Origin of the sequence: Oerskovia douganii (assembly GCF_015142735.1) — a bacterium.
In the GTDB taxonomy this organism is placed as follows: Bacteria; Actinomycetota; Actinomycetes; order Actinomycetales; family Cellulomonadaceae; genus Oerskovia; species Oerskovia douganii.
This window is the reverse complement of record NZ_JACSPN010000007.1, coordinates 63,279-87,665: the sequence shown is the minus strand read 5'-3', so window position 1 is coordinate 87,665 and position 24,387 is coordinate 63,279. Positions and strand designations below refer to the sequence as shown.

Sequence of the window (24,387 nt, the reverse complement as noted above, 5' to 3'; positions counted from 1 at the left end):
TCCCTGGTCTGACGGCTCAGCCGAGCGCCCGGTAGGCGAGAAGGAACACCAGGGAGACGACGGCGGTGCCCGCCGCGGCGATGGTGATCTCCAGGGCTCCGCGGGCGCGACGCGCCAGCGTGGCGGCGAGCAGGACGAGGGACACGAGCCCGATCGCGACCCAGTAGCTGGCGCCTGTCGTCTCGACGACGGTCGTGAGTCCGTACACCGACTCGCCGAGCCCGATCCCCGCGAGCAGCGCCGTGCCCAGGGCCGCACGCACGCCCGGCTCGCGAAGCCAGGCCGCTGCGACCCCGACGAACGGCCCGACGATCACGCCGACGACCCCGAACAGCGTGGGGTCGTAGAAGAGGCCGCGGAGGTCGGCGGCGACGGTGTAGCCGAGGACGAGCAGCACGAAGCTCGCGACGCCGAGCAGTGCGGCATGCCGTGTCCGGGCCCGAGGGTCGCCTGCCGCCCAGACGACGAGGAGGGCCGTGAGCAGGGTCCAGCCGCTCGCGGAGTTCGTGAAGGGAGCTGCGGCGTCGGGCAGGAAGCCTTGGGCGAAGGACGTGAGTCCGCCGAGCAGGAGGCTCGCGGTGAGCACGACGGCGGCGCGCGACCAGGGCTGTCCGCCGGGCGCCGTGGTCAGGGCACGGCGGCGCGGTGCGGAGGACGAGCGGTCGGGAAGGGAGGTCGCGTCGGTCATGCCTCGACGCTAGGCGCGTGCTCGTCTCCGGGCGTCACCCCGTCGTGGGACGCGGGTGCAAGAGGGTCCTACCGTGGCAGGAGGAGCGCCCCGCCCCGCCGGTTTCCCCGTCCATCCGTCGAGGAGACGGCCACTGATCCGCACCCGGCCGCGGGTTCCGACGACGACGAGCCCACCCGGGCGGGCTCCCGTGCGGGGGCCGCGCAGCCGACGTGCCGCCGTCACGGGGGACCCTGCTCCTGGGAGGGCAGGGTCCCCCGTGACGCCTCCGGGGCGTGGCTCAGCGAGTGGCGTGGACGAGCCGGACGAGCCGCATCGGCGAGAGGTGCTGCTGGCGGTCGAAGAACCCCTCCGGCGTCGCCGCTGCCTCGTCGACGTCGGCCTCGACCTGCCACCCGTGCTCGGTGAGCCAGGTCCGGACGGTGCCGGGGGCGGGCGAGCACTGCCACGGCTCGCCCACGTGCCCGGCCATGGTGGCGACCGCCTGCGTGTACTCCTTCCCGGCGTCGTTACGCAGGTCCGCCGGGAGGTGGTGGTCGAAGACGAGCGACGACCCGTCGGCGAGCCCGGCGAGGGTGGCGATGAACCGGCGACACTCCTGCGGGGTGAGGTACATGCTCACGCCCAGCCAGACCACCGTCACCGGGCGTCGCAGGTCGACGCCGGTCGCCGCGAGGTCGGCGAGGTCGAACCCTTGCGCCAGGTCGGCCGTGACGCCGTGGGCGGCGTCGACGAGGCCTGCTTCCGCGAAGAGCCGAGCGCGCCATGCGAGGACACCGGGTCGGTCGACGAGCCACACCGACGCCCGGGCACCCGGTGGCAGGCGGTTGGCGAGGGTGTCCAGCCCTGCGCCGATCACGACGACCTGTTCCGCTCCGGCCTCGGAGACGACGGCTTCTGCGTAGCGGGACCTGGTGCAGGCGGACAGGCGGGCTGCAGCGAGGACGGCGGCCTCCGGCTGGGCCAGCTGGTAGTCGAGGGGGGACGGGCTCGTTGCTCGGCACAGCCGCTGGGCGACCTCGTCGGCCAGGAGATGGGGCTCGTCGTCGACGAGCGGGTGCGCCGCGCGCGCGGCGGCGGAGAACAGGGCGGTCTGACTGGGCGTCTCTCGTGCTTTCACCTCAACCAACTACCAGGTTCGGCGGCGCAGGTCCAGGAAGCGCGCCGATCACCCGTCGACCCGGCGGCATGGGAACGTGCCCACGGAGCAGCGCGCGCCGGACGCGGACGAGCCGGGCAGCGTCGATCCGGTTCCCGCTCGTGCGCTGCGGGTCCGGACACGCTCTGCGTCGCCCGGCCACGAGCAGGCCCGACGGCGCCGCTCACCTCGCAGGTGAGCGACGCCGTCGGGCGGTGGCTCACCCGGGCCGCAGCCCGGGTGCGACGCAGGTCAGCCCTGCGGCGCCCACGGTCCCCAGCGGTCGCCGGGGGCCTGGTTCCTCGTCCACCACTTGGCGGTGTACGTGGTGCCGTCGTGGATCACGGTGTCGCCCGAGGAGTAGACCCGGGTGGGCTTCCACGCCCCGACCCCCTTCGAGTCGACACCTGCGATCTCCTCCCACGGACCCCACGGGTCGCCGGGCGTCTGGCCCTTGGTCCACCACTGGGCCCGCCACACGGCGCCGCCGTACGTGACGGTCGTGCCACCTGCGTAGGCCGTCTTCTTGGACCACGCCGCGGGCTCGACGTACGTCGGCTGGGCCTGCGGGTTGAACTCGTCCGTCACGACCTGCTTCGCGGCGTTGGTCACCGGGTCGTCGAGCAGGAGGACGTCGAGGCCCTTCTGGATGTCGTTCGAGATGATCGCGCCGTTGTACCAGTAGGCCGACCACGAACCGCCGAGGATCAACCGGTCGGGCGACAGCGCCCCGCGGTCGAACCAGGCGATCTCGACCGGGTTGGCCGAGTCCGTGAAGTCCCACACCGAGATCCCGCCCTGGTACCAGGCCTGGACCATGATGTCGCGGCCCGGGACGGGGATGAGGGAGCCGTTGTGCGCGACGCAGTTCTCCGTCGCGGCCTGCTCGCGCGGGATCTTGTAGTAGCTCTTGAACACGAGCTGGCCGTCGACGATGTCGTAGATCGCGTCGGCGCCCTTCTCCGGTCCGACCGTCGCGTTGCAGGTCGGTGCGCCGCCGCCGCCGAGCTCGTCGGTGAAGACGACCTTGGTGCCCGCGTTGTTGAAGGTGGCCGAGTGCCAGAACGCGAAGTTCGTCGTGTCCCGGACGACCTCGGTGACCACGGGGTGGGCGCGGTCGGAGATGTCCATGAGGATGCCGTCGCCCATGCACGCGCCCGCCGCGAGGTCCTTCGACGGGTAGGTCGTGATGTCGTGGCAGCCCGACGTCGTGCTCGAGCCGTTGCCGCCGGGGTTGCCGCCGTCCGGGAAGAGGACGGGCGTCGAGACGACCGCGGCCGACGCCGGGTCGTCGAGGGGGACCTGGACGACGCTGATCAGGTCGTGCGGCGGCTGGCAGTCGGGGAACGCCGCGTTCGGCGAGTACGACGAGACGTAGACGAACAGGTCCTCGCCGTCCTTCGACGGTGCGAGCGAGTGCGTGTGCGAGCCGCACTGCGTCTCGACGGCCGACACGTACTGCGGCGACGTCGGGTCGGAGATGTCGAAGACCTTGACGCCCTCCCACGAGTCCTTGACGACCGCGCTCTGGCCGACGTTGTCGCACGAGGCGTTGCTGCGCGACGAGTCGGTGCTGAGGACCAGGAGGTCCCCGTAGACGGAGATGTCGTTCTGGGAGCCGGGGCACACGACCTGGGCGACCTGCTGCGGGTTGGTCGGGTCGGCGACGTCGTACACGGTGAACCCGCCGTAGTTGCCGGCGAACGCGTACCTGCCCTGGAACGCGAGGTCGCTGTTGTACTGGCCTTCAGGGGTGAAGGCGCCGTTCTTGGGGATGTTCGCGACGAGGGTCAGGTTGGGGCTGCCTGCGATCTGCCCGGGAGCCAGGACGTCGGTGGCCTGGGCGAGGGGAGCGAGGCGCTGGGCGGGGAGCGACGACGGGGCCTGCTCGACGAGCTCGGCCACCGCCTCGGGCGACCCGTCGGACGGTTCGGCGGACGCCGCCGACGCGACAGCGAGCGAGGAGACGGCCAGAGTGGCCGCCAGGGACGAGGCGAGCAGGATCCGGCTTCGTGGCCTGTGCGTTCTTCGATGCACGGGGGAAACACCTCCTTGGTAGGGTTCTGCGCATTCTGACCGGGAAATGTGATCTGCACCACTGCAACCGAGCGGTTCTGGCGAAGGTTTACACGGAGGGAACAGAGCGGGTGCAAAGTTTTCAGAGCGGAAACGCGGCGCGGTCAGCGGGCGCCCGTCAGGTCGTGCGGGTCGTGACCTGCGGGTTCGCCGTGGCCGGCCTCGTGCTGGGGGTCGCGGCGTGCACGGGCGACCCCGGTCCGACCGTCACGCCGTCGAGCGTCGTCGTCCAGCCCGGGCTGCCCGGGGAGGAGGCCGCGACCATCGCGCCCGACGACTACGGCGCGGCACCCGAGGAAGGCGCCTGGAACCAGGCCGACGTCGGGTTCGTCACCGGGATGATCGAGCACCACCTGCAGGCGCTCGAGATCGCCGCGCTCGCCCCGGACCGGGCAGGGTCCGACGGCGTGCGCTCCTTCGCCGAGCGGGTCACCGCCGCCCAGGGGCCCGAGATCCACGCGCTCGCGTCCTGGCTCCAGGCGCGCGACGTCGTCGTGCCCGAGGGAGCCCAGGACGCCGGTGGAACCGGGCCGCGCGCGCCCGCAGGGACAGGGACCGGGCACGGCGACCACGGCGACGGGGTCGTCGGGATGCTGACCGACGAGCAGATGGCGGCGCTCGCGGCCGCGAGCGGCCCGGAGTTCGACCGGCTCTTCCTCGAAGGCATGATCACGCACCACCAGGGCGCGCTCGACATGGTCGACGTCGTGCTCGTCGACGGGCAGGACCTGTACGCGAACGAGATCGCGGCCGACACCGCGTCGGGTCAGGGGGGCGAGATCGACCGCATGCGAGACCTGCTCGACGGGCTCTGAGGTCGCGCCGGGCTGCCCGCGCCGGACCGGCCTGCCCGCGGCGCCGCCGGGTCGGCCCGGCGCCGCGGCTCGACCCGTGGTGCGACTAGTGCTCGTGCGTGACCAGGACGGGCCAGCGGGCGTGGCGCAGCAGGTGCTGGCTGACCGACCCGAGCATCGGACCGGTCAGCTCCCCGTGCCCCCGGGAGCCGACGACGACCAGGGACGCAGGGTCGGCGACGCGTGCGATCTCCTCGGCCGGCGGGCCCTCGACGACGTGGGTCCGCACCAGGAGGTCGTCGTCCTCGGCGCTCGCCGCCCGCGCGGCCTCGTCGGCGTTCTCCTGGGCCTGGGCGCGGAAGGCCTCGCGGAGCTCCTCCCGACCTGTCGTGAGGGGCGTGACGAGCAGGTCTGCGGGCACCGTGTAGGAGGCCACGACGTCCAGGGGGACCTGCCGTCGCACGGCCTCGCGCGCCGCCTCGACCACCGCGGTCCGGGAGTGCGGGGACCCGTCGACGCCGACGACCACCGGCCCGACCGTCGAGAACGGCGTCTCCGCGGGCACCACGACCACGGGAACGGGGGAGCGGGCCGCCAGGTGGATGCTGACCGAGCCCAGGAAGAGGGATCCGAAGGCCCCCAGGCCGCGGGACCCCACGACCACGAGCTCCGCCCGCTCGCCGGCCGCCTCGAGGAGGGAGGCCGCGGGCGGTCCCGTGCGCGCGGAGACCTCGACCTCGAGCTGCGCGTCGACCTCACGGGCCAGCTCGACGGCCACGCGCAGGATCTCGGCCATCTCGTCCTCCTCGTCGGCGATCGGGGGGAGGTAGAAGCCGCCCGCGAACACGACGTCGTAGGACGGGCGGAAGCGGGAGTGCACCACGAGCAGCCCGAGGCCGCGCAGCCGGGCCTCGTGCGCGGCCCAGACCAGCGCCGACCGGCTGCTGGTCGAGCCGTCGATCCCGACGACGACACGGTTCCGAGTCATGGGTGTACCCCCTGGTCAGCGATCACCACGGCCCCGCACGGTTCGACGCCGACGGCGGGCACCGGGGTGCGCGCCGCGTGGTCGTGAAGGGCTCCGACAGCCCTCAGTCTTTGCCCGCCGTGCCGCCTCGGCAACCGGGCAGCCGCGGCCCGGGGGCCACCGAGCCCGTCCGTGGCACGGAGATCGGCGCCGACGTCGAGCTGGTCCTCGCGGCGCCGGGGCCCCGGGACCGGTGACGGCTCGAGCTCTCGGCATGCACGCACCCGAGCCCGGTGGGAGCATCACGTCAGGCTCGAGCGACGGGGTGTGCACATGGATGTCCAGGACGTCGAACAGGTGGCGTCCACCGGGACGCTGCCCCGGTGGGACCGCGTCGAGCACCTCGTCGTCGACGCCCACGCGCGCTACCGCGACCTCGCGGCGGGCGCGGTCGCGGACTACATCCCGGTCCTGGCAGCAGCGGACCCCGCACTGTTCGGCGTGAGCGTCGCCGTGGTCGACGGCGAGATGCACGAGGCCGGCGACACCCAGGTCGAGTTCTCCGTCCAGTCGATCTCCAAGGCGTTCGTCTACGCGCTCGTGTGCGAGGCCTACGGGCACGACGCGGTGCGCGAACGGGTCGGGGTGAACAACACCGGGCTCCCGTTCAACTCCGTCATGGCCGTCGAGCTCAACGACGGGCACCCCATGAACCCCATGGTCAACGCCGGCGCGCTCGCGACGACCGCGATGATGCCCGGTGCGACGCCCGCCGAGCAGTGGGAGAACGTCCGTACCGGCCTCTCGCGCTTCGCCGGGCGGGCGCTCGAGCTCGACGGCGTCGTCTACCGGTCCGAGTCCGAGACGAACATCCGCAACCGGGCCATCGCCCGCCTGCTGCAGAGCTACGGACGGATCGAGACCGACCCGCTCGAGGTGGTCGACGTGTACACGCGCCAGTGCGCGCTGCGCGTGACGGCCCGCGACCTGGCGGTCATGGGCGCGACCCTCGCCGACGGCGGCGTCAACCCCGTCACCGGTGAGCGCGTCGTCTCGGCGCAGGTGTGCCGCGACACCCTGGCCGTGCTCGCCTCGACCGGCCTGTACGAGCGCTCGGGCGAGTGGCTCTTCGAGATCGGGCTCCCGGCGAAGTCCGGCGTCGCGGGCGGGATCGTCGCGGTGGCCCCGGGCAAGGGCGGGATCGGCACGTTCTCCCCACCCCTGGACCCTGCCGGGAACAGCGTGCGCGGCCAGCGCGCGACGGCCTACCTGTCGCGGGCGCTCGGCCTCAACCTCTTCGCGTCGTCCGTGCACGTCCCCGAGAAGACGGAGCCCCACGCATGAGCCGAGCAACGCCCGACGAGGTCGTCGTCGCCGAGGAGCGGCGGTCCTGGGTCCCGATGGTGGGCCTGTTCCTGGCCCAGGTCCTCATGTCGTTCAACGTCGCGGCCCTGCCCGTGTCCCTGGGCGGGATGGTCGAGGAGTTCGGCGTGCCGCCGACCGTGGTCAGCTCGACCATCGTCGTGTACGGCCTCGCGGTCGCTGCGCTCGTGATGACGGGGGCCAAGCTCGGTCAGCGGATCGGGTGGGTCGTCGTCTTCCGCGTCGTGGTCGCGACGTTCGCTGCGTCGGCGCTCCTGATGATCCTCTCGCCCACCGTCGGCTGGGCCATCGCCGGGCAGGCCCTCGCGGGGGCCTCCGCCGCGATCATCGTGCCGGCGCTCGTCGCGCTCATCGCCGAGAACTACCACGGTGCTCAGCAGGCGACCGCGATCGGGTCGCTCGGCTCGGCCCGCGCCATCTCCGGCGTGAGCGCGTTCTTCATCGGGGGAGCGCTCGGGACCCTCGTCGGGTGGCGGCCCGTGTTCGGGATCGTGCTGCTCCTCGCCGTCGTCGTGTTCGTGTTCAGCTTCCGCCTGCGCTCGGACCGCGGCGATCCCGGCATCCGGATCGACCTCGTGGCCGCGGTGCTCATCGGTGCGGCGATCGTGCTCCTGACCCTGGGGTTCAACAACCTCAACGCCTGGGGACTGCTCTACGCGACGCCCGACGCGCCCTTCTCGGTCGTCGGGGTGTCGCCCGCCCCGCTGTTCGTCGTCGCGGGCGTCGTGCTCGGGCAGACGTTCTTCTGGTGGACCCGACGCCGGGCCGCCACGGGAAAGGTCCCCCTGGTCGACCTGACGGTCCTGGGGTCGTCGAGCGAGCGGGCCGCGGTGTACGCGATGTTCATCGTCGTCGCGCTCGAGGCCGCCCTGAACTTCACCGTCCCGCTGTACATCCAGATCGTGCAGGGGCGGACACCGTTCGACACCGCGCTCGCGATGATGCCGTTCAACCTCACGGTGTTCGTCACCGCGACGCTCGTCGTGCGCTTCTACGGGCGGTTCAGCCCACGGGTGATCGGCGTGACCGGGTTCGTCCTGACGACGGGCGCCCTCGCGTGGCTCTCGCTCGTCGTGACCAACAACTGGGAGACGCTGCCCACGATCCTCGGGCTCTTCGTCTTCGGCGTCGGGCAGGGGGCCCTGGTGACGCTCGTCTTCAACGTGCTGGTCACGGCCGTCCCCAAGGCGCTCGCCGGGGACGTCGGATCGATCCGCGGGACGACGCAGAACCTCGCGTCGGCGGTCGGGACCGCCGTGGTCGGGGCGCTGCTCGTGACGATCCTGGGCATCAGCGTGGCGCGCTCCGTCGTCGAGCACCCCGAGCTGCCGCCCTCGCTCGTCGCCCAGGTGGACCTCGACAACGTGAACTTCGTGAGCAACGACGAGCTGCGCGCCGTCCTGGAGGGAACCGACGCCACCGAGGCGCAGGTCGACGCCGCCGTCGCGCTCAACGAGCAGAGCCGCCTGGACACGCTGCGCATCGGGCTGCTGATCCTCGCCGCGGTCAGCGCGACCGCGATCCTGCCCGCGAGCCGGCTCCCGCGGTACCGGCCGGGCGAGATCCCCGACCCCGCGCCCGAGCCCGTCTCCTGAGGCGCCCCGGGGCGGAGGCCGCGAGAGCGGGAGGTCCCGGCGCCGTCGGGCCCGTCCTAGTCCTCCGGCTCCCAGCGCAGGACGTCCCCCGGCTGGCAGTCGAGGACGCGGCAGATCGCGTCGAGGGTCGTGAAGCGGACGGCCTTGGCGCGGTTGTTCTTCAGGACCGCGACGTTCGCGGGCGAGATGCCGACCGCGTCCGCGAAGTCGCCCACGGACATCTTGCGCCGGGCGAGCATGACGTCGAGGTCGACGACGATGGGCATCAGATCACCTCCGCGAGCTCGCGGCGGTCGGCGATCGCGGCGTCGAGGAGCCCGCGCATCACGACCATCAGGAGGGCGAGCGCAGCGCCCCCCACGACGCACGCGCCCAGGGCGAGGAACATGCCCGGCCCGCCGGTCTCCTCGACCAGGATCAGGTGGACCCAGACGACCGCCGACAGGCCCGTCGCGGCCGCGGAGCACACCGTGATCGTGTCGACCCACCGGAGCGAGCCGTCGGCGAAGATCCGGTCGTCGCCGACCATCGACAGCAGCCGCCACACCGCGACCAGCGCCGCCTGGACGCACACGAACCCGAGGATCGCGGCGACCGAGTAGGGGAGCACGAGGTGCTCGACCTCGGGGTACAGGGTCGCCTGCTCGGTCGCGACCACGGGGACCAGGAGCTGGGCGAGCAGCGCCCCCAGGAACATGGTGATCAGGGTCAGGCGGAGCAGCATCGTCACCGTCGTGTTCATCTATCGATGATCGATGGGTTTATATCGGAAGTCAAGAGATGCGGTCAATTGTGGAACAGGTGTTCCATAAAGGTGCCGGCTTCGGGATAGCATCCGCTGTCCGATCGTGCAGAAGACAGGTGGCCTTTCCAGATGGTGCGTCGACGGTGGTTCAGGACTCGCTGGAGAGCGCTCACCGCGATCGGGGCGTTCATCGCGACCGGCCTCGTCCTCAACGCCGTCTGGCCCCACGACATGACGGCCGTCGTCCAGGACGTCGACGCGGACGGCGTGATCGCCGTCGAGCTCGAGGGACGGACCGAGCACCTGCGCCTCGCCTTCGTCGATCTGGCGGGATCCGAGGAGCAGTGCCTGGGGGAGGAGGGCGTCGAAGCGCTCGGCCGGCTCCTTCCGGCCGGGACGACCGTGTCCCTCGTCCACGGGACCGCGCACGAGACCGACGGGTCCTACGTCACCGGCCTCCTGGTCGACGACGTGCTGGTCGACGCGCAGCTGGCTGGGACCGGGCTCGCCGCGCTCGCCGACGCGCCCGGCCGCCCGGAGCTGACGAAGGAGGTGTGGGCGGCGCACTCCCAGGCGTCGGTCTCCGAGCTCGGGTACTTCGACCCCACCGTCCCGTGCACCCCGGCTGCACTCGTCGCCTCCTACGAGGCACAGGTCGAGGAGTTCGTCGACGAGTCGGCCGCGGCGGCCCTGAGCCAGGACGTCGACGTCCTGGACGAGGCGCTGGCCGCGCACGCCGCCGTGGCCGCCGCGCACGCGCACCTCGAACAGGTCCTCTGGCACGAGGCGGACGACTTTCCTGCGACCGTCCTGAGCGCGGTCGCGCGCGACGCTCTCCGTGGCCGGACCAACACCGGGGTCGCGGTCGCCAACACCGCACTGGCCGAGGCGGAGACCGCCCTGCGCGCGGCCGAGGCGGCGGCGGAGGCCGCTCGCCTGGCAGAGGTCGAGCGTCAGGCCGAGGTGGCGCGTCAGGCGGAGGTGGCCCGCCAGGCCGAGGTGGCGCGTCAGGCGGAGGCCGACCGTCTCGCCGCGGAGCAGCGGCGACGCAGCGCGAGCGCCCCGAAGAACTCGTCGGGCGGGTCCTCGTCGGGCGGGTCGAGCGGCTACACGGGCTGTCGTGCCTATGCGCCCGGCGGGAAGACGTGGAAGCCGATCCCGTGCCCCTGAGCAGACGACGGTAGGCCCCGCCTCGTCTGCCGCGCGCACGCCACCGCCTCCCGGTCCATCCTGGGGGCATGCCCTCGCTGCTGCAGGTCGTCCGGTCGGTGGTCGCCCCGCTCACGCGTACGCGGGCGTTCCGCACGGTCGGCCCGGTGGTGCTGCCGCCGGTCGAGCGGTTCCTCGCGCGCGTGTCGGGCGGGCGGTGGCAGGTCAGCGCGATCCTCGTCCCGTCGCTCGTCCTGCACACGACGGGTGCGCGGTCGGGGGAGCCGCGCAGCACCTACCTCATGTACACGCCGGACGGTCACGGTCGGGCGATCGTGGCGGGCACGTCGTTCGCGCGCGACCGGCACCCCGCGTGGACGTACAACCTGCTCGCGCACCCGGACGCGTCGATCACGGTCCGCGGCCACGACATGCGCGTCCGGGCGACGCCCGTCGAGCCCGGTGACGAGCGCGAGGCCGCGTGGGACCTGATCCAGGCGCAGTGGCCGGGCTACCGCGCCTACGAGCGCGAGTCGGGGCGGGTCGTGCGGCTCTTCCGGCTCCAGCCGGTCGCGTGAGCGGAGCGCGGGGGGAGTGCCTCGTCAGGACCTGTGCGGCCGGTCGTCACGCCAGCGGCCCGACGACGGAGCGCTCGTCCGGCAGCCCCGTCACCCGGTCGACGGGCTCCCCCCGCCCGCGGGGCCACTCGCGGAAGTCACGGAACGCGACCGGCACGCCACGGGCGAGCGAGAAGTCGGCGGAGTCCGTGACCTGCACGTGCACGTGCGGCTGGGTCGAGTTCCCGGAGTTGCCGCACTCCGCGAGCGGCTGCCCGACGCTCACCGGGTCGCCCTCCCGGACCCGCAGCGACCCGCGCCGCAGGTGCACGAGGGACACGAAGGCTCGCGCGCCCGGCAGCGCGATGGTCACGTGGTTCCCGGCGACGGCGTGCACCCCCTCGCGCAGCCGGGCCGCTGCCCCCAGCGCGTAGGGCACGAGGGCCAGCTGGGAGCGGCGGGCCGCGTGGTCCTCCTCGCCGTCGTGCACCTGGACCACGACGCCGTCCGCAGGCGCGAGGATCGGGCGACCGAACGCGACGAAGCGCTCGGGAGGCTCGGCCGCGAGGACCGTGCGCCAGTCGCGGACCGCCGACGTGCGGCCCCGCCGGTCGACCCCCACGAAGTCGATCGCGTACCGCTCTCCCAGGACGTCGACGCCGTGGCTCGGCACCCGACGGGCCGGGCTGTTCTGCACGAGCCACCGACCGCGGAACGGCAGCGCCAGGGTCACGGTCATGCGGCCTCCGTCCTCGTCGTCCCACCCCGGACGTGCTGCCCGACGACCCGACGACCCTATGACCCGAGGAACCCGAGCAGCGCCCGGTTCACGTCCTCCGCGTGCGTCCACAGCAGGCCGTGGGGAGCGCCGTCGACCTCGACGTACCGCGCCTCGGGGAACGCCTCGTGGAACGGGCGGCCGGTCGAGTCGATCGGCAGGATCCGGTCGGCCGTGCCGTGCAGGACCAGGGCGGGCTTGCCGCTCGCGCGCACGGCCCGGACGTCCTCGCGGAAGTCCTCGATCCAGGTCGGCACCACGGCGTAGGCCGCGACGGGCGCGGATCCGGCCGCGGTGTTCCAGCTCGCCGTGACGGCCTCCTGCGAGATGCGCGTCCCGAGGTTCTCGTCGAGGTTGTAGAAGTCGGCGAAGAACTGCGTGAACCACGCGAACCGGTCACCACGGGCCGTCTCCACGATGCCGTCGAAGACGTCCTGCGGGACGCCCGTCGGGTTGTCGTTGCGCTGCACGAGGAACGGTTCGAGCGACGCGAGGAACGCGAGCTTCGCGACGCGCTCGTGGCCGTGGTTCGCGACGTAGCGGGCGAGCTCGCCCGTGCCCATCGAGAACCCCACGAGGACGACGTCGCGCAGGTCGAGGGCCTCCAGGACGGCGTGCAGGTCGGCCGCGAACGTGTCGTAGTCGTACCCCGTCCCGACCTTGCTCGACCGGCCGAAGCCGCGGCGGTCGTAGGTGATGACGCGGTAGCCCGCGTCGAGCAGGACGCGCGTCTGGCGTTCCCACGAGTGCCCGTCGAGCGGGTAGCCGTGGATGAGTACGACGGGCTGCCCGGCGCCGTGGTCCTCGTAGTACAGCTCGACGGGCGTGGTGTTCTCGCTGCCGGAGGTGATGTGGCCCATGAGAGGTCCTCTCGTCCAAAGGGTGGCGGTCGACGGTTCACCGGCCATGCTCGTCCGGGTCGCGGCGGTCGGCATCCGGGGGCGCTGCCCGGGGGCGCGTCAGCGACGCGCCGACCGCGCCCGCCGTAGCGCGCTGAAGGCGCCCGTCGACCACAGGGCCCATGCGACGAGCACGGGTTGGAAGAACAGCCGACCGAATCGCTTGGCGTCGGTGTCGAGCCCGAACCCGTCCTTGTGCTCGAGCCACTGGCCGATGTTGCCCGGGAAGATGACCACGAAGAAGGCGGCGGCGATCAGCCCCACCGCGACGCGGCGTCGGGACAGCACCACGAGCGACGAGCCGAGCGCGATCTCGACCGCCCCCGACGCGAGGACCGTGACGTCCTCGTCCACGGGGAACCAGTCGGGGACCTGGGCCTGGAACTCCTCGCGCGAGAAGGTCAGGTGGCTGATCCCGGCGAAGACGAGGCCCAGTCCGAGCGCGACGCGCCCGATCCGGCGGGTCACGGTGTCGGGCGGCGGGTCGGCGGTCAGGGGGTTCGTCATGCGGCCATGGTCCTCGCGGTCGAGGGGTCTGGCATCCGGGAGCGCAGGGAGTCGTGCCCGACGGCGCCGCTCGCCTCGGGCGGGACCGCCCGCCCGTGCCGAGGATCCGGCCGAGGATCCAGGAGCACTTGCTAGCGTGGCGATCGCCCTGGCCGCCAGGGCGTCGTCGAGAAGCACGGAGCAGCGATGAGCACGTCGAACGTCCCGACCACCCCCGAGCCCCGACGGGCGGGCACCCCGGGCCGCACCTCGCCGGCGGGCCTGGTCGGACGCCTGCTGCTCGTCCTGCTGGGTGTGGCGCTGATCGCCGCACCAGGATGGGTCGTCGTGACGACGGGCGACACCGTGCGCCACCAGCACTGGGCGCTCACCGCGCTGCTGGTGGTGAGCGCGACCGCCGGGGTGCTCGTTCTCCTGGCGACCGCGCTGAGCGCCCGACGACGCACGCAGCACCCGGCGCCCGAGCGCTCGCGACCTCGCCGCGTGCTGCGCGGGACCGCACTGGGGGTCGGCGTGGCAGCGCTCGTGGTCCTCGCCGCGGGGGTCGTGTGGCTCCGGCCCTTCTCCGCGACGGCGCCCGCGCTCGCAGCTCTCGAGAGCGACGGCTCGGTCGAGGTCCGCGACGAGGCGGGCTGGATCGCGTTCGTCCCGCAGGACGGTGCGGCGACGACCGGACTGGTCTACTCGCCCGGCGCCCGGGTGGACGTGCGTGCGACCGCCGCCGTGCTGCGCCCGCTCGCCGAGGCCGGGTACCTGGTCGTGGCGCTCAAGGAACCGCTGGGCATCGCCTTCACGTCGCCGAACCAGTCGGCGTCGGCGATGGCAGCGTTCGACGAGGTCGACACCTGGGCGGTGGGCGGTCACTCCCTGGGCGGCGTCGTCGCGGCGTCGTTCGCCGCCGCGCACGACGACGAGGTCACCGGCCTGCTCCTGCACGCCTCGTACCCGTCGGGTGACATGAGCACGGCCGACGTCGAGGTGACCTCGGTGTGGGGATCGCGCGACGGCCTGACGACGCCCGACAAGATCGAGGCGTCCCGCGCCGACCTGCCCGCCACCGCCGACTTCGTCGAGGTACCAGGGGGCGTCCACGCCTTCTTCGCGGACTACGGCGAGCAACCGGGAGACGGTCAGCCGGCAACCAGCCGGGCCGACGCGCAGGCGCAGATCATCGAGGCGAGCATCGGCGCGCTCGACCGCCTGGAGGCACCGAGCCCCTGAGCCTCGTCAGTGAACGGATCGCTCGGCGCAGCCCATCCAGGACCGCAAGGTCTTGACGGCTCTCTCCTCGCTCTCGTCCGTGCCCCACCAGCAGGGAAAGGGGGACGCGATCCGGTCGAGGTCCTCCCACCAGTCCTCGATACAGCGTTCGCGGCGCTCGCGGACGACGCTGCTCCTCGCGGCCTCGTCGTCCCAGGTCGCGAGCCAGGGATCGACGAGCAGGCCCGCGATCGCGCAGCTCATGAAGACCTCTGCGACCCGCTCGAACGACGCGCCCGATCTCAGGGTGTGCGTCCACCAGGCATTGAGGAAGGCCTCGACGGCCTCGCTCTCGTCAGCGGGCCAGGTGGACCAGCGGGCTGCGGCCAGGCCTCTGGCGCACCACCGGGCGTCGATGTCGACGCCGTCGACGAGCAGGACGACGAGCCTCGGGAGGACGCGGCGCAAGACCCTCGGTTGGTCGGCCCAGTGGAGCGGGTCCTTCGCGGCGACCCGCAGCACCAGGTCGTCCGGGAGCGGCCGGTTCGGGGTACGGAGCAGCGCGCTCTCCTCGTCGCTGAAGCAGCGACCGCACCCGCGGTCGTCGGGGCGGGCCGTCGCCCTCGAGAACAGGGTCGAGATCCTGGCGACTGTTGCGGTGACGTCGGGGTCAGGGAGCATGGCACTCCTTCAAGACTCCAGCGAGCAGGCCCGCCGAAGAGAGCGACACTACCGGCTGTCCGGCTCGGCCGGTGCGCCGCAGCCGTGGAGTCGTTCATGCCTCCGCGTCGAGCAGCGCCTCGTACGGCGCCGTCTCGGTCACCCCGACGACGGCACGGGCCAGGTCGGCGTCCGCGGTCACGAGCGCGATGCCCCGGAGCCGGGCGAGGGCCACGTACTCGGCGTCGTACGTCGAGGCCAGGCCCAGCTCGTCGGCGATCTTCCACGACGTACGACGCAGCACGGCGTCCCCGAACAACCTGACCGGGAGGCGGCCGACGCGCGCCAGGTGCTCGCGCCCGACCTCGGCGGTCAGGTCGCCGCGGTGCACGGCCTCGTGCAGCGCGGACAGCGTCTGCGACCTCAGGAGCGTCGGGGCGAGCAGCCCGTGGGCGTCCGGGACCTGGGCGTCCTCCGCGACGAGTCGCAGGGCGGTGCCGGCGTCGACGACGAACCTGGTCATGGTGCACCTCGCGGGTCAGGGGCGGGACGTGTCGCCTCATCGTCACGCTCGCCGGTGACACACGCACCTGCGTGCGTGGCGCCGTCGGGCAGGGTGTCCCACCCCGCGGCTACCGTGGCCGGCATGGCGCTCCCACCCGACCTCCTGGCCCGGCTCGACGCGGCCGTCGCCCTCTACGGTGCGGGCGAGCCCGCGACGCGCGCCCAGCTCGAGGAGGCCGTGCGCGGCCTCGGGGTAGAACTCGACCCGGGCTACGTCGAGCTCGTCGGGCGGCACGGCGGCTGCTTCGTGGGTGTCCCCGTCCACGGGCTGCGCAACGCCCCGCTGCTCGAGGACACCGACGTCGCGACCCTGACGCGCACCTTTCGCACGGACGGCTGGGACGTCGCGGAGGAAGGCCTCGTGATCGGGTTCGACGGGTCGGGAAACCCGCTCGTCGTCACGGACGACGGGCCGGTCGTGACGTCCGACCACGACACGGGGGAGCGGTACGTCCTCGCGGAGACCTTCGCGGACCTGCTCGACCAGAACGTTCCCGACCTCGCAACGCCCGAGGGCGAGAGATGATCCTCACGCAGCGCAACATCCTGGGCGGCCCCGAGCGCGACCTCGCCGCGGCGATCGTCCTGCGGCGGGCGCTCCAGGCCGAGTGCGTCCCGATCGAGGTCCCCGGGCTCGACGAGCTCGACGTGATGCTCGCGCTCGGCGGCTCGATCACCCCCTCGGCAGGCCAGGCGGGGGTGCGGAACGTGCGCTTCTCGCGGTCCCGGCGACGGATCACGGCGACCGTCACGGTCCCTGCGGCCGAGCTCGACGCGGCCACCCCCGAGCTCGACGCCCTGCTGCCCCACCTCGCCGAGCTGGCCGCGACCGTGGCGTCACGGTGCGTTCCCGCCGAACCGGACGCAGTGCGCGCGGCGCTCGCGGGCGCGTTCGAACGAGCGGTGGCGGCCGCGGCGAGACGCTAGGGCAGCGACCGGTCGTCTCAGGCCCGACGGCGACCGACCTGTCCCGCGCGGCGCCCTCAGGCGGCGGGGTCGCCCCCGAGGAGGCCGAGCAGGTCGGTCGTGACGAGCTCGCCCTCGGCCTCGATGCGCGACCCGCCCTCGCCGGGGCGTGACCTCGCGAACGCCGAGAGGTCGAGGCGGTGGACGCTCGTCCGGTCGCGGCCGTGACGCCGCATGAACAGACCCGCCCCCTCACCGTCCTCACCGACCAGCATCCAGTGGGGTGCGAGGTGCGGCACGTCGTGCGCTGCGTTGACCTCGGAGAAGCGGTGCGGGCCGTGGACCGTGATCCCGTCGGGGCGCAGCACGCCCGGCGTCGAGCGCCAGAGCTCGGCCACCACGGGGTTCGGTCCGTCACCCAGGCCGCGCAGCAGGGCCACCTGCACGGACACGAACCCCGCGAACGTCTCGGCGACGACCTCCTCGGACCCGTCGATGCCGTCGACGCGCACGACCGGGTGCTCACCGCTGGCGCTGGTCCGGTCGAGTGCGAAGGAGAAGGTCTCCGCGCCGTCGGGGTCGCTCGCGAAGCACAACCTGTCCCCAGTGAGGCGCCACTCGGCGGTGAGCGCGTCGTCGGCCTCCGCGACGTGCTCCGGGTCCGCGAGGGACGCGACGTCCACGTGCCCGACGCGGCTCGCGCGGGTCTCCGTGAGCCACCAGCGGTACGACGCCGGGAGCCGCCCCACCCGGGTCTCGGCCGCCCGGACCCAGCTCTCCGGGGCCCCGGTCCCCGGCCACCGCCGGATCTCCGGGGTCGACTCGACGAGGTCGCGCAGCATGGCGAGGTCGGGCGTCATGGAGGCAGAGTCTGCCAGCCTTCGTGCCTGCGGGCGCGCGTCGACACGTGCCGCCCGGGCGTCGGTGCGGCGGGCTCCGCGCGCAGGGGTGATGCTGGGCAGATGGAGATCGAGGCCGTCGGCGAGGTGTGGCACTGGCGTGGACCCGCGCCCTTCCACTTCGTGTCCGTGCCCGACGCGGAGAGCGCCCGTATCCGCGAGGTCGCGTCGCTCGTGACCTACGGCTGGGGCATGATCCCCGTCTCGGCCCGGATCGGGGCGACGACGTGGACCACGTCGCTGTTCGCCAAGGACGGGCTCTACGTCGTCCCGCTCAAGGACCGGGTCCGCGCGGCCGAGGACGTCGAGCTGGGCGACACGGTCACGGTCGTGCTGACGCTCGACGTCAACCGCTGAGGGCGTCCCCGGGAGCCACGACCGCGGCAGGGCCCGGGGGCCGGGTCACGGCCCCGACCCCCGCCTGAGCCCGCGCGACGTGCGAGCGCGCATGCTCGATCGCGGGCGGGAGGTCCTCGAACAGGTGCTTCTCGTGGCGCAGCTCGTCGAGCACGCCGACGCGCGTGAGCACGGGCAGGTGGGCGGGCTGGATGCCCTTGACCAGGACCGTGACGCCCGAGCGTTCGAGGTCCGCGACGAGCTCCCCGAGCGCGTGCGCGCCCGTCGCGTCGACCAGACGCAGGTGCGAGAGCCGCAGGACGACGACCAGGGCGTCCTGGTCGTCCCGGATCTGCGCGTGGATGCGGTCGGCGGCACCGAAGAACATCGCGCCGTCGAGACGGTAGAGCGCGATGTGCTCGTCACCCGGCTGGGCCGGCCCCGGGAGGGGCTCGCGGTGCACCGCGGCGGCCTTCGCGACCGAGCGCAGCGCGAAGAACGCCGCGACGAGCAGCCCGATCTGCACCGCCTCGATGAGGTCTACCGCGACGGTCACGACCGCTGTCACGACGAGCACCACGGCGTCCGCGCGCGTCGAGGTCAGCACGGCCCGGAGGGTCGCGACCGAGACCATGCGCACCGCGGTGACCATGAGGACCCCGGCCAGCGCGGCGAGCGGGATGGCGGAGACGGGGCCGGTCGCGAGGTAGATGACGCCCAGGATCACGACCGAGTGCACGACGGCCGCGAGCCGCGTGCGGGCCCCGGCGCGCACGTTGACCGCGGTGCGGGCGATGGCCCCGGTCGCGGGCATGCCGCCGAACGCGCCGCTCGCGATCGACGCGAGCCCCTGTCCCACGAGCTCCCGGTCGGGGTCGTAGCGGTGGGTCGCGTCGTCGGGCACGCTCCCGGTCGCCCCGCGCCGCCCGGCCGGCTCGGGGGACGGCATGGCCGCGGCGACGCGGGCCGAGAGGAGGGACTCGATCGCGGCGAGCGCCGCGACCGCGACCGCGGGGCCGATCAGCGACCGCAGCATCCCGGCGTCGAGGTGCGGCACGGACGGCAGCGGCAGGGAGTCGGGGAGCGCGCCGATGCGTGCGACGGGTGCGTCGACGAGCTGAGCGACGACGGTCGCGAGCACGACCGCGACGAGCGAGGCGGGCAGTGCGGGCGCGACGCGGGGGAGGACGAGCATCACGACGGCCACGAGCGCCACCGTCCCGAGCGTCCACAGGGCGGTCGGGCCGTCGCCGAACGCGACGACGGCGGAGTCGACGGCCATGCGGAGCGGGTTGCCGCCCACCGCGCCCGTGACGCCCAGGGCGGCGGGAACCTGCTGGAGGAAGATGATCGCCGCGATCCCTGCGGTGAACCCCTCGACCACGGGCCACGGGATGAAGGTCACGACGCGCCCGAGCCGCGTCACCCCGGCCAGCAGCACGACGACGCCCGCGAGGATCGCGACGAGCGGCACCGCCGCGGGGCCGTGCTGGGCGACGATCGGGGCCAGGACGACGGCCATCGCGCCCGTCGGGCCGCTGACCTGGACGCGCGAGCCGCCGAACACAGCGGCCACGATGCCCGCGACCACGGCCGTCACGAGGCCGGGGCCGGGGCCGACCCCCGCGCTCACGCCGAACGCCAGCGCGAGGGGCAGGGCGACCACGCCGACCGTGACTCCCGCGAGCAGGTCGGCGCGCAGCGTCCTCGGCCGGAGGTCGACGTCGGCGCGCGACGGCAGCAGGTCGCGTACCGAGCGACCCGCCCGGCTCACTGTCCGGTCCGTTCGCTCTCCCCGTGGAGCGGGGGCAGCTCGTCCGCGGCCGCGAGCTGGCGGCCGGACGCGTCGAGGGTCTCGCGCAGGAAGGCGCGCGCCACGACGAGCAGCTCGGCGACCAGGGGCCGGCTCAGCCGGTAGACGACGGTGTTGCCCGTGCGCGACGACTCCACGACACCGGCGCGCTTGAGGACCGCCAGGTGCTGGGACAGGACCGAGGCCTCGACTCCGGTCGCGGAGAGCAGGTCGGACACGGGGGCCTCGTGGTGGGGCGCGGCGCTGAGCACCTCGAGGGCCTGGATGCGGGTGGGGTGCGCGAGCGAGCGGAACAGCTCGGCCTTGATCGCGTAGAGCGGCGCCGTGGTGGCGGTGGTGGGCACGGGACCTCCTGGGGACTTGGCGAGTTTAGCAACTCCTCAAGTCATGGTCCGCCCGGGGCGCAGCGGGCCGCGGCGCGGTCAGCTCCCGGTCGACGGTGCCGGGGGCGGCGTCGGGTCGAGAGCCACCAGGACGGCGGGTACCTCGCACCCCGGCGGCGCGGCCACGTCCATGCGCGCCACGACGGTGAAGCCGTCCGCGGTGACCGGGGTGTCGAGCTCTGCCGGCGCCCCGTCCGTGAGCGCCGCCGAGTAGTCGGTGATCCGCGCCCCGAGGGTCTCCCAGTCGCTCACCCAGAGCCGGGTCGGGTCGTCGGCCTCGACCTGGTCGGCCGGAAGTCCGGAGACCGAGGCGGTGAGACCGTCGATCGCGGTGACCACGCTCGTGAGCCGTGCCGCACGCTCGGGCGGCGGAGCGGCTGCGTCGACCGCGGCGGCGGCCGTCCGGACCGCCGCGCAGGGCGCCTCCAGCGCATCGATCACCGGCGGGCTGTCGACGAGCTCGGGCCGGTCGTGCGACCCGTACGTCCCGAGGGCCGCGACCACGCCCCAGACGCAGGCTCCGAGCAGGGCGAGGCCCGACGCTCCGAGCGCCCAGGCCCGCCCGCGGCCGCGTCGTCGGTGCGCGGTCTCCGAGGGCGAGGGTGACGGCATGGGTCCCGGATGCGTCGTCATGCGGCGATCCTGGCAGGCGGCGCCTCGCCCCAGGCCGCCCGGTGCCGGATCGTGACCGGTCCGCAACCCTCGTGGCATCATCACGGCGTGCCGATCCTCACCGAGCCCACCGTCCACCCCGGTCGCCTGAGCGGACAGTCCCCGCCCGTCCTCGTGGGGGACGGGCTGACGGTGCGTCCGTGGACCCGCGCCGACGCGCCGACGGTCTTCGCCGCCTACCAGGACGGCGCGATCCAGCGCTGGCACGCCCGCACCATGGCCGACGTCGCCGAGGCCGAGGCCTGGATCGACTCTCGGCACGAGGGCTGGGCGCTGGAGACCGCGGGCGACTGGGCCGTCGAGTCCGACGGCGTCGTGGTCGGCCGCATCGCCCTGCACCACCTCGACCTGCACGACGGCGGGGGAGAGGTCGGCTACTGGGTGCTGCCCGCCGCCCGGGGGCGCCGGGTCGCGCCGCGCGCGGTCGGGCTGCTCGCCGCCTGGGCGTTCGGCGACCTGGGGCTGCACCGTCTGCGGCTCATGCACTCGACGCGCAACGAGGCGTCGTGCAAGGTCGCGCTCGCGGCCGGCTTCGCCCACGAGGGGACGCTCCGGGAGAGCGGCAAGCACGTCGACGGCTGGCACGACACGCACGTGCACGGGCTCGTCGCCGGCTGAGCCGGCGGGTCCACGGCGTCCCGTCCCACCGCGTCCCGCCCCACCGCGTCCCGCCGCCCCGAAAACCGACCAGGTGGACCTCATCTGTCCCTCATGTGCCGTGGCTACGCTCGGCCACCGTTCACGGACACGGACCTCCCGGCACCGTCGCAGGGTCCTTGTCCGCACGTTCTCGACGAGGAGACCAGATGACCGCCGCCCGACCCGACACGTCGTTGCCGACAGTCACCCGTGCACGCCCTGCCACGTGGTTCACGGATCGTTCCGACGCCGCCCTCGTCGCCCTGACCGCCGTCCTCGTCCGGTGGTCGGTCCCCGCGCTCCGGGTCATGCTCGGCCTGGTGTTCCTGGGATTCGGGGTGCTCAAGTTCTTCCCCGGGGCGAGCCCGGCGGAGCAGATCGTCACGCAGACGGTCGAGGCGCTGACCCTGGGTGTCGTCGAGGGGGCCGGGGCGGTGCTCCTGACGGCGGTCGTCGAGACCTTCATCGGGCTGACGCTCCTGAGCGGGCGGTGGTTGCGGGCGGGCCTCGTGGTGCTCGCGGTCGCCCTGGTCGGCATGATGTCGCCCGTGGTGCTGTTCGCCGACGAGCTCTTCGGTGACGGCATGACGCTCATGGGCCAGTACGTCCTCAAGGACGTCGTGTTCGTCGCGGGGGCGAGCGTGGTCGCGGCGGTCACGCTCGGGGCACGGCTCACGTGCGGCGCCCGCGACGCGTGAACCCCGCCGCCCGACGACGTCGCGCGCGTGCCGCCGTCGGGCTGCGGGAGGCGCGTCAGGAGTCCCAGATGGCGCCGTAGGCGGGGATGCCGCGCGACTCGAGGGCCTCGACGACCTCGAAGGTCGTGGGCCGGTTCGAGATGCAGATGACGGCCTCGGCCCCCGTGGTGGCGACGGCGTCGAGCGCGAGCGCGACGAGGTCCGGCTTGCCCTGGGCGCGCGTGTCCCACACGAGCGCGTCGGGCAGGGACTCGGTGATCTCGGCGACGAGCTCGGGGCCGAACGTGGCCTCCGGGGTCCGCGTCGCCCACACCAGGTGCGCGGGCGCGCCCGCGAGCAGGCTCGGCAGGCACGGGCCGATCCCGCTGCCGGTCGTGACCCACACGACCTTGCGGAAGAGCTTGCCGACGTTGCCCGCCCCGGCCGTGGGCACGCCCCTGACCCAGACGTGCTCGGGCGGCGAGTCGATGAACGACCCCGTCCAGTCGCCCGCCCGGGAGATCGCGAGGCGCAGCTCGGGTCGGCTCGGCGTGACGAGGTTCGCGAACGGGTGCCACTGCCCGAGCGGGTGCCGGGCGATCGTGGTCGACGACCCGACGAACGTCCGCGGGTGGTGGTGGAGGCGGACGAGCGCGACGTGCGACGAGGGCGTGTGCACGTCCACGGCGACCTTGCGCAGGTGCAGCCACGGCAGCGCCACGCTCACGACGACGACCAGCAGGACCCACGTCGCGGGTTCCGTGAGGATCACGTCCCACGCGCTGCCGGGCGCGACGTCGTGCGCGTACCGGACGGTCAGGACCACGAACAGGGCGAGCGTGAGCCAGCCGCCGAACCGGTGGCTCATCTCGAACGCCTCGTGATGTCGGCGGCGCAGCGGCGCGGTCGCGAGGGCGGCGATCAGGACCAGCAGCAGCGCGAGCGCGACGACCACGCCGAGCGTCGTCGGGGACAGCCCGTCGCGCCCCGCGGGGCTCAGGGCCGTCACGGCGAGCACCCCGAACCACGCGGTCGCGGCGAGCGCGGCGCCGACGTGGATCCCGCCCAGGTGGTACACCTTCGCGAGCGCTGCCCGGACGCGCAGCGGCCATGACACCGGCGCGCTCGTCGCGACACGGAAGAGCAGGTTGACGACGTGCTGCTGCCGGATGAGCGCCGCCGCCCCCAGGTTGAGCGCCGTCGCGGTCAGGGCGACGTCGAGCCGGGTGGCCGTCGTCGTCCCCGGCAGGACGACGACCGCGGTCCCGACGTTGACCGCCAGGACCAGGACCAGGAGCCGCACGTACGGCATCAGGGCGGGCCGGGTCCACAGGCGTCGCCACCCCGTGAGCAGGGGCGGGAGGTCGGCTCTCTCCGGGGCGGTCGTCGTGCTGTGCGGGGCCAAGGACTGGGCGGTGGAGCGGGACGGGCTCATGCGGTGGCCTCCTCGTCGAGTGCGGTGACCATACTGTGGCAGGGAGCGCCGGTTCGTGGGGCCTGGAAGCGTGACGAGTCTGCGACCCGTCCGTGGAGGGCCTCGCCCGCCCGCGCCCGACGGCGTCGCGTGCGTCGCGCCGTCGGGTACCGCGGGTCGGTGGCCCGGTGGGGCAGGGACTGCTCAGCCCGTTCCCAGACTTCGCGTCTACGCTGGTGAGACGCTCGCCGGAACCGGCGCCCGCGTGCCCCGGCGATCCCGAGACACACCGGAGTCCTCATGAAGAAGCTGCCCGCCGTCCTCACCGCGCTCGTCCTGGCCGCGACCCTCGCGGGGTGCTCGACGGGCGGTGGGACACCCTCCGCGGGGGACGCGAGCGCGTCGCCCGCCGGGGCCGGGGCGGCCCCGGCAGAGGTCAACGACGTCGACACGCACTTCATCGCGATGATGACCCCGCACCACGAGCAGGCCGTCGAGATGAGCGAGATCATCCTGGCCGTCGACGGTGTCACCGCGCCGACCCGGGACCTCGCGCAGCGGATCCTCGACGGTCAGGCCGAGGAGATCGAGACCATGCTCGGCTGGGCCGACGCCTGGGCCATGGGCGACCTCATGGAGATGCACTCGGTGCACGTCGCGAACGGCATGCTGACGAGCGACCAGATGGGCTCGCTCGAGCGGCTCGCGGACACGAGCACGGGTGACGCGACCGCGGTCGCGGAGGCGGAGACGACGTTCCTCGAGCTCATGCACGCGCACCACGAGGGCGCGATCGCCATGACCGAGGGCGAGATCCAGGGCGGTGGGCACGCCGGGCTCCGCGACCTCGCGCAGGTCATGGTCGACGTCCAGACCGCGGAGATGGCGGAGATCGACGCGCTGCTCGGGCGGTAGGCGGTGCCCGCCGGGCGCGGCGCGGGCAGGCCG

28 protein-coding genes are annotated in these 24,387 nt (G+C 73.5%); 12 read left to right on the top strand and 16 right to left on the bottom strand.

Annotated features, from left to right (window positions below; all coding sequences use genetic code 11):
- Positions 1-16: 16 nt before the first annotated feature.
- From H9623_RS07645 to H9623_RS07635, 3 genes are all read right to left on the bottom strand, one after another.
- Positions 17-688, bottom strand: coding sequence for a DUF6518 family protein (locus tag H9623_RS07645; protein ID WP_227748327.1), 672 nt, complete (start codon positions 686-688; stop codon positions 17-19).
- Positions 689-968: 280 nt separating this feature from the next.
- The gene (locus H9623_RS07640; protein ID WP_321575336.1) at positions 969-1,808 is read right to left on the bottom strand and encodes a class I SAM-dependent methyltransferase; all 840 of its coding nucleotides are present in this window, start codon (positions 1,806-1,808) and stop codon (positions 969-971) included.
- Positions 1,809-2,078: 270 nt separating this feature from the next.
- Positions 2,079-3,863: a carbohydrate-binding protein gene (locus H9623_RS07635; protein WP_227748325.1), complete on the bottom strand. Its 1,785-nt coding sequence runs from the start codon at positions 3,861-3,863 to the stop codon at positions 2,079-2,081.
- 164 nt (positions 3,864-4,027) lie between these two features.
- On the opposite strand from H9623_RS07635, the gene H9623_RS07630 reads away from it, so the two are divergent.
- Complete coding sequence (locus tag H9623_RS07630; RefSeq protein WP_193719465.1) at positions 4,028-4,717, top strand: DUF305 domain-containing protein; 690 nt, start codon at positions 4,028-4,030, stop codon at positions 4,715-4,717.
- 85 nt (positions 4,718-4,802) lie between these two features.
- Here the strand turns inward: H9623_RS07630 and H9623_RS07625 are convergent, their stop codons facing one another.
- Positions 4,803-5,684 (bottom strand): universal stress protein, encoded by an 882-nt coding sequence (locus H9623_RS07625; RefSeq protein ID WP_193719464.1) that lies wholly within the window; start codon positions 5,682-5,684, stop codon positions 4,803-4,805.
- Between the two features lie 312 nt (positions 5,685-5,996).
- On the opposite strand from H9623_RS07625, the gene glsA reads away from it, so the two are divergent.
- Positions 5,997-7,007, top strand: coding sequence for a glutaminase A (gene glsA / locus H9623_RS07620; RefSeq protein ID WP_193719463.1), 1,011 nt, complete (start codon positions 5,997-5,999; stop codon positions 7,005-7,007).
- Entirely contained in the window at positions 7,004-8,641 is a 1,638-nt protein-coding gene (locus H9623_RS07615; protein WP_227748324.1) for an MFS transporter, read from the top strand. Before glsA ends, H9623_RS07615 begins: the two co-directional genes overlap by 4 nt.
- Positions 8,642-8,697: 56 nt before the next feature.
- Here the strand turns inward: H9623_RS07615 and H9623_RS07610 are convergent, their stop codons facing one another.
- Positions 8,698-8,907 carry a helix-turn-helix domain-containing protein gene (locus tag H9623_RS07610; protein WP_193719462.1) on the bottom strand — a complete coding sequence of 70 codons (210 nt, stop codon included), beginning with the start codon at positions 8,905-8,907 and terminating at the stop codon, positions 8,698-8,700.
- A complete protein-coding gene (locus H9623_RS07605) occupies positions 8,907-9,383 on the bottom strand; it encodes a DUF2975 domain-containing protein (RefSeq protein ID WP_193719461.1) in 477 nt (158 codons plus the stop codon). Before H9623_RS07605 ends, H9623_RS07610 begins: the two co-directional genes overlap by 1 nt.
- Before the next feature lie 132 nt (positions 9,384-9,515).
- On the opposite strand from H9623_RS07605, the gene H9623_RS07600 reads away from it, so the two are divergent.
- Complete coding sequence (locus H9623_RS07600) at positions 9,516-10,556, top strand: hypothetical protein (RefSeq protein ID WP_193719460.1); 1,041 nt, start codon at positions 9,516-9,518, stop codon at positions 10,554-10,556.
- 68 nt (positions 10,557-10,624) lie between these two features.
- Complete coding sequence (locus tag H9623_RS07595; protein ID WP_193719459.1) at positions 10,625-11,113, top strand: nitroreductase family deazaflavin-dependent oxidoreductase; 489 nt, start codon at positions 10,625-10,627, stop codon at positions 11,111-11,113.
- 46 nt (positions 11,114-11,159) lie between these two features.
- Here H9623_RS07595 and H9623_RS07590 read toward each other — a convergent pair whose 3' ends face one another.
- From H9623_RS07590 to H9623_RS07580, 3 genes are all read right to left on the bottom strand, one after another.
- Positions 11,160-11,831: a M23 family metallopeptidase gene (locus H9623_RS07590; protein WP_193719458.1), complete on the bottom strand. Its 672-nt coding sequence runs from the start codon at positions 11,829-11,831 to the stop codon at positions 11,160-11,162.
- Between the two features lie 56 nt (positions 11,832-11,887).
- Positions 11,888-12,730 carry an alpha/beta fold hydrolase gene (locus H9623_RS07585; protein ID WP_193719457.1) on the bottom strand — a complete coding sequence of 281 codons (843 nt, stop codon included), beginning with the start codon at positions 12,728-12,730 and terminating at the stop codon, positions 11,888-11,890.
- A gap of 99 nt (positions 12,731-12,829) precedes the next feature.
- Entirely contained in the window at positions 12,830-13,276 is a 447-nt protein-coding gene (locus H9623_RS07580) for a DoxX family protein (protein ID WP_193719456.1), read from the bottom strand.
- A 186-nt stretch (positions 13,277-13,462) separates the two neighbouring features.
- Between H9623_RS07580 and H9623_RS07575 the strand changes: the two genes are divergently transcribed.
- Positions 13,463-14,497 carry an alpha/beta hydrolase gene (locus tag H9623_RS07575; protein WP_193719455.1) on the top strand — a complete coding sequence of 345 codons (1,035 nt, stop codon included), beginning with the start codon at positions 13,463-13,465 and terminating at the stop codon, positions 14,495-14,497.
- Between the two features lie 6 nt (positions 14,498-14,503).
- Here H9623_RS07575 and H9623_RS07570 read toward each other — a convergent pair whose 3' ends face one another.
- Together H9623_RS07570 and H9623_RS07565 are read right to left on the bottom strand one after the other, a co-directional pair.
- On the bottom strand, positions 14,504-15,157 hold the full coding sequence (locus tag H9623_RS07570; protein ID WP_193719454.1) for a hypothetical protein: 654 nt from the start codon (positions 15,155-15,157) through the stop codon (positions 14,504-14,506).
- 94 nt (positions 15,158-15,251) lie between these two features.
- Entirely contained in the window at positions 15,252-15,659 is a 408-nt protein-coding gene (locus H9623_RS07565) for a type II toxin-antitoxin system VapC family toxin (RefSeq protein ID WP_193719453.1), read from the bottom strand.
- Between the two features lie 123 nt (positions 15,660-15,782).
- On the opposite strand from H9623_RS07565, the gene H9623_RS07560 reads away from it, so the two are divergent.
- Positions 15,783-16,226: an SMI1/KNR4 family protein gene (locus tag H9623_RS07560; protein ID WP_193719452.1), complete on the top strand. Its 444-nt coding sequence runs from the start codon at positions 15,783-15,785 to the stop codon at positions 16,224-16,226.
- Positions 16,223-16,627, top strand: a complete 405-nt coding sequence (locus H9623_RS07555) for a Clp protease/crotonase-like domain-containing protein (protein ID WP_193719451.1) — start codon at positions 16,223-16,225, stop codon at positions 16,625-16,627. The genes H9623_RS07560 and H9623_RS07555 overlap by 4 nt, the downstream gene beginning before the upstream one ends.
- A 56-nt stretch (positions 16,628-16,683) precedes the next feature.
- Here H9623_RS07555 and H9623_RS07550 read toward each other — a convergent pair whose 3' ends face one another.
- Positions 16,684-17,466: an SMI1/KNR4 family protein gene (locus H9623_RS07550; protein WP_193719450.1), complete on the bottom strand. Its 783-nt coding sequence runs from the start codon at positions 17,464-17,466 to the stop codon at positions 16,684-16,686.
- Between the two features lie 102 nt (positions 17,467-17,568).
- Here H9623_RS07550 and H9623_RS07545 point away from each other — a divergent pair, with 102 nt between their 5' ends.
- Positions 17,569-17,862: a DUF1905 domain-containing protein gene (locus H9623_RS07545; RefSeq protein ID WP_193719449.1), complete on the top strand. Its 294-nt coding sequence runs from the start codon at positions 17,569-17,571 to the stop codon at positions 17,860-17,862.
- On the opposite strand, the gene H9623_RS07540 is transcribed toward H9623_RS07545, so the two are convergent.
- The 3 genes from H9623_RS07540 to H9623_RS07530 all read right to left on the bottom strand — a co-directional run bounded on the left by H9623_RS07540 (position 17,852) and on the right by H9623_RS07530 (position 20,670).
- Positions 17,852-19,615, bottom strand: a complete 1,764-nt coding sequence (locus H9623_RS07540; protein WP_193719448.1) for a SulP family inorganic anion transporter — start codon at positions 19,613-19,615, stop codon at positions 17,852-17,854. The two genes, H9623_RS07545 and H9623_RS07540, sit on opposite strands and share 11 nt — an antisense overlap.
- Positions 19,612-19,998 carry an ArsR/SmtB family transcription factor gene (locus H9623_RS07535; RefSeq protein WP_193719447.1) on the bottom strand — a complete coding sequence of 129 codons (387 nt, stop codon included), beginning with the start codon at positions 19,996-19,998 and terminating at the stop codon, positions 19,612-19,614. The genes H9623_RS07540 and H9623_RS07535 overlap by 4 nt, the downstream gene beginning before the upstream one ends.
- Positions 19,999-20,076: 78 nt before the next feature.
- On the bottom strand, positions 20,077-20,670 hold the full coding sequence (locus H9623_RS07530; protein WP_193719446.1) for a hypothetical protein: 594 nt from the start codon (positions 20,668-20,670) through the stop codon (positions 20,077-20,079).
- A gap of 87 nt (positions 20,671-20,757) precedes the next feature.
- Here H9623_RS07530 and H9623_RS07525 point away from each other — a divergent pair, with 87 nt between their 5' ends.
- Positions 20,758-21,327 (top strand): GNAT family N-acetyltransferase, encoded by a 570-nt coding sequence (locus H9623_RS07525; RefSeq protein ID WP_193719445.1) that lies wholly within the window; start codon positions 20,758-20,760, stop codon positions 21,325-21,327.
- Between the two features lie 188 nt (positions 21,328-21,515).
- Positions 21,516-22,046, top strand: a complete 531-nt coding sequence (locus tag H9623_RS07520) for a DoxX family membrane protein (RefSeq protein ID WP_193719444.1) — start codon at positions 21,516-21,518, stop codon at positions 22,044-22,046.
- 55 nt (positions 22,047-22,101) lie between these two features.
- Here the strand turns inward: H9623_RS07520 and H9623_RS07515 are convergent, their stop codons facing one another.
- The gene (locus H9623_RS07515) at positions 22,102-23,460 is read right to left on the bottom strand and encodes a ferredoxin reductase domain-containing protein (RefSeq protein ID WP_227748323.1); all 1,359 of its coding nucleotides are present in this window, start codon (positions 23,458-23,460) and stop codon (positions 22,102-22,104) included.
- Positions 23,461-23,739: 279 nt separating this feature from the next.
- On the opposite strand from H9623_RS07515, the gene H9623_RS07510 reads away from it, so the two are divergent.
- Positions 23,740-24,354 (top strand): DUF305 domain-containing protein, encoded by a 615-nt coding sequence (locus H9623_RS07510; protein WP_193719443.1) that lies wholly within the window; start codon positions 23,740-23,742, stop codon positions 24,352-24,354.
- Positions 24,355-24,387: the final 33 nt, after the last annotated feature.

Bases quoted from the DNA above. Each gene is read 5' to 3' on its own strand.
- H9623_RS07570 (WP_193719454.1), bottom strand. From the start codon at position 15,157: ATGCTCCCTGACCCCGACGTCACCGCAACAGTCGCCAGGATCTCGACC.
- glsA (WP_193719463.1), top strand. From the start codon at position 5,997: ATGGATGTCCAGGACGTCGAACAGGTGGCGTCCACCGGGACGCTGCCC.
- H9623_RS07615 (WP_227748324.1), top strand. From the start codon at position 7,004: ATGAGCCGAGCAACGCCCGACGAGGTCGTCGTCGCCGAGGAGCGGCGG.
- H9623_RS07575 (WP_193719455.1), top strand. From the start codon at position 13,463: ATGAGCACGTCGAACGTCCCGACCACCCCCGAGCCCCGACGGGCGGGC.
- H9623_RS07590 (WP_193719458.1), bottom strand. From the start codon at position 11,831: ATGACCGTGACCCTGGCGCTGCCGTTCCGCGGTCGGTGGCTCGTGCAG.
- H9623_RS07610 (WP_193719462.1), bottom strand. From the start codon at position 8,907: ATGCCCATCGTCGTCGACCTCGACGTCATGCTCGCCCGGCGCAAGATG.
- H9623_RS07625 (WP_193719464.1), bottom strand. From the start codon at position 5,684: ATGACTCGGAACCGTGTCGTCGTCGGGATCGACGGCTCGACCAGCAGC.
- H9623_RS07580 (WP_193719456.1), bottom strand. From the start codon at position 13,276: ATGACGAACCCCCTGACCGCCGACCCGCCGCCCGACACCGTGACCCGC.
- H9623_RS07530 (WP_193719446.1), bottom strand. From the start codon at position 20,670: ATGACGACGCATCCGGGACCCATGCCGTCACCCTCGCCCTCGGAGACC.
- H9623_RS07560 (WP_193719452.1), top strand. From the start codon at position 15,783: ATGGCGCTCCCACCCGACCTCCTGGCCCGGCTCGACGCGGCCGTCGCC.
- H9623_RS07645 (WP_227748327.1), bottom strand. From the start codon at position 688: ATGACCGACGCGACCTCCCTTCCCGACCGCTCGTCCTCCGCACCGCGC.
- H9623_RS07585 (WP_193719457.1), bottom strand. From the start codon at position 12,730: ATGGGCCACATCACCTCCGGCAGCGAGAACACCACGCCCGTCGAGCTG.
- H9623_RS07515 (WP_227748323.1), bottom strand. From the start codon at position 23,460: ATGAGCCCGTCCCGCTCCACCGCCCAGTCCTTGGCCCCGCACAGCACG.
- H9623_RS07595 (WP_193719459.1), top strand. From the start codon at position 10,625: ATGCCCTCGCTGCTGCAGGTCGTCCGGTCGGTGGTCGCCCCGCTCACG.
- H9623_RS07510 (WP_193719443.1), top strand. From the start codon at position 23,740: ATGAAGAAGCTGCCCGCCGTCCTCACCGCGCTCGTCCTGGCCGCGACC.
- H9623_RS07520 (WP_193719444.1), top strand. From the start codon at position 21,516: ATGACCGCCGCCCGACCCGACACGTCGTTGCCGACAGTCACCCGTGCA.
- H9623_RS07565 (WP_193719453.1), bottom strand. From the start codon at position 15,659: ATGACCAGGTTCGTCGTCGACGCCGGCACCGCCCTGCGACTCGTCGCG.
- H9623_RS07605 (WP_193719461.1), bottom strand. From the start codon at position 9,383: ATGAACACGACGGTGACGATGCTGCTCCGCCTGACCCTGATCACCATG.
- H9623_RS07545 (WP_193719449.1), top strand. From the start codon at position 17,569: ATGGAGATCGAGGCCGTCGGCGAGGTGTGGCACTGGCGTGGACCCGCG.
- H9623_RS07555 (WP_193719451.1), top strand. From the start codon at position 16,223: ATGATCCTCACGCAGCGCAACATCCTGGGCGGCCCCGAGCGCGACCTC.
- H9623_RS07600 (WP_193719460.1), top strand. From the start codon at position 9,516: ATGGTGCGTCGACGGTGGTTCAGGACTCGCTGGAGAGCGCTCACCGCG.
- H9623_RS07550 (WP_193719450.1), bottom strand. From the start codon at position 17,466: ATGACGCCCGACCTCGCCATGCTGCGCGACCTCGTCGAGTCGACCCCG.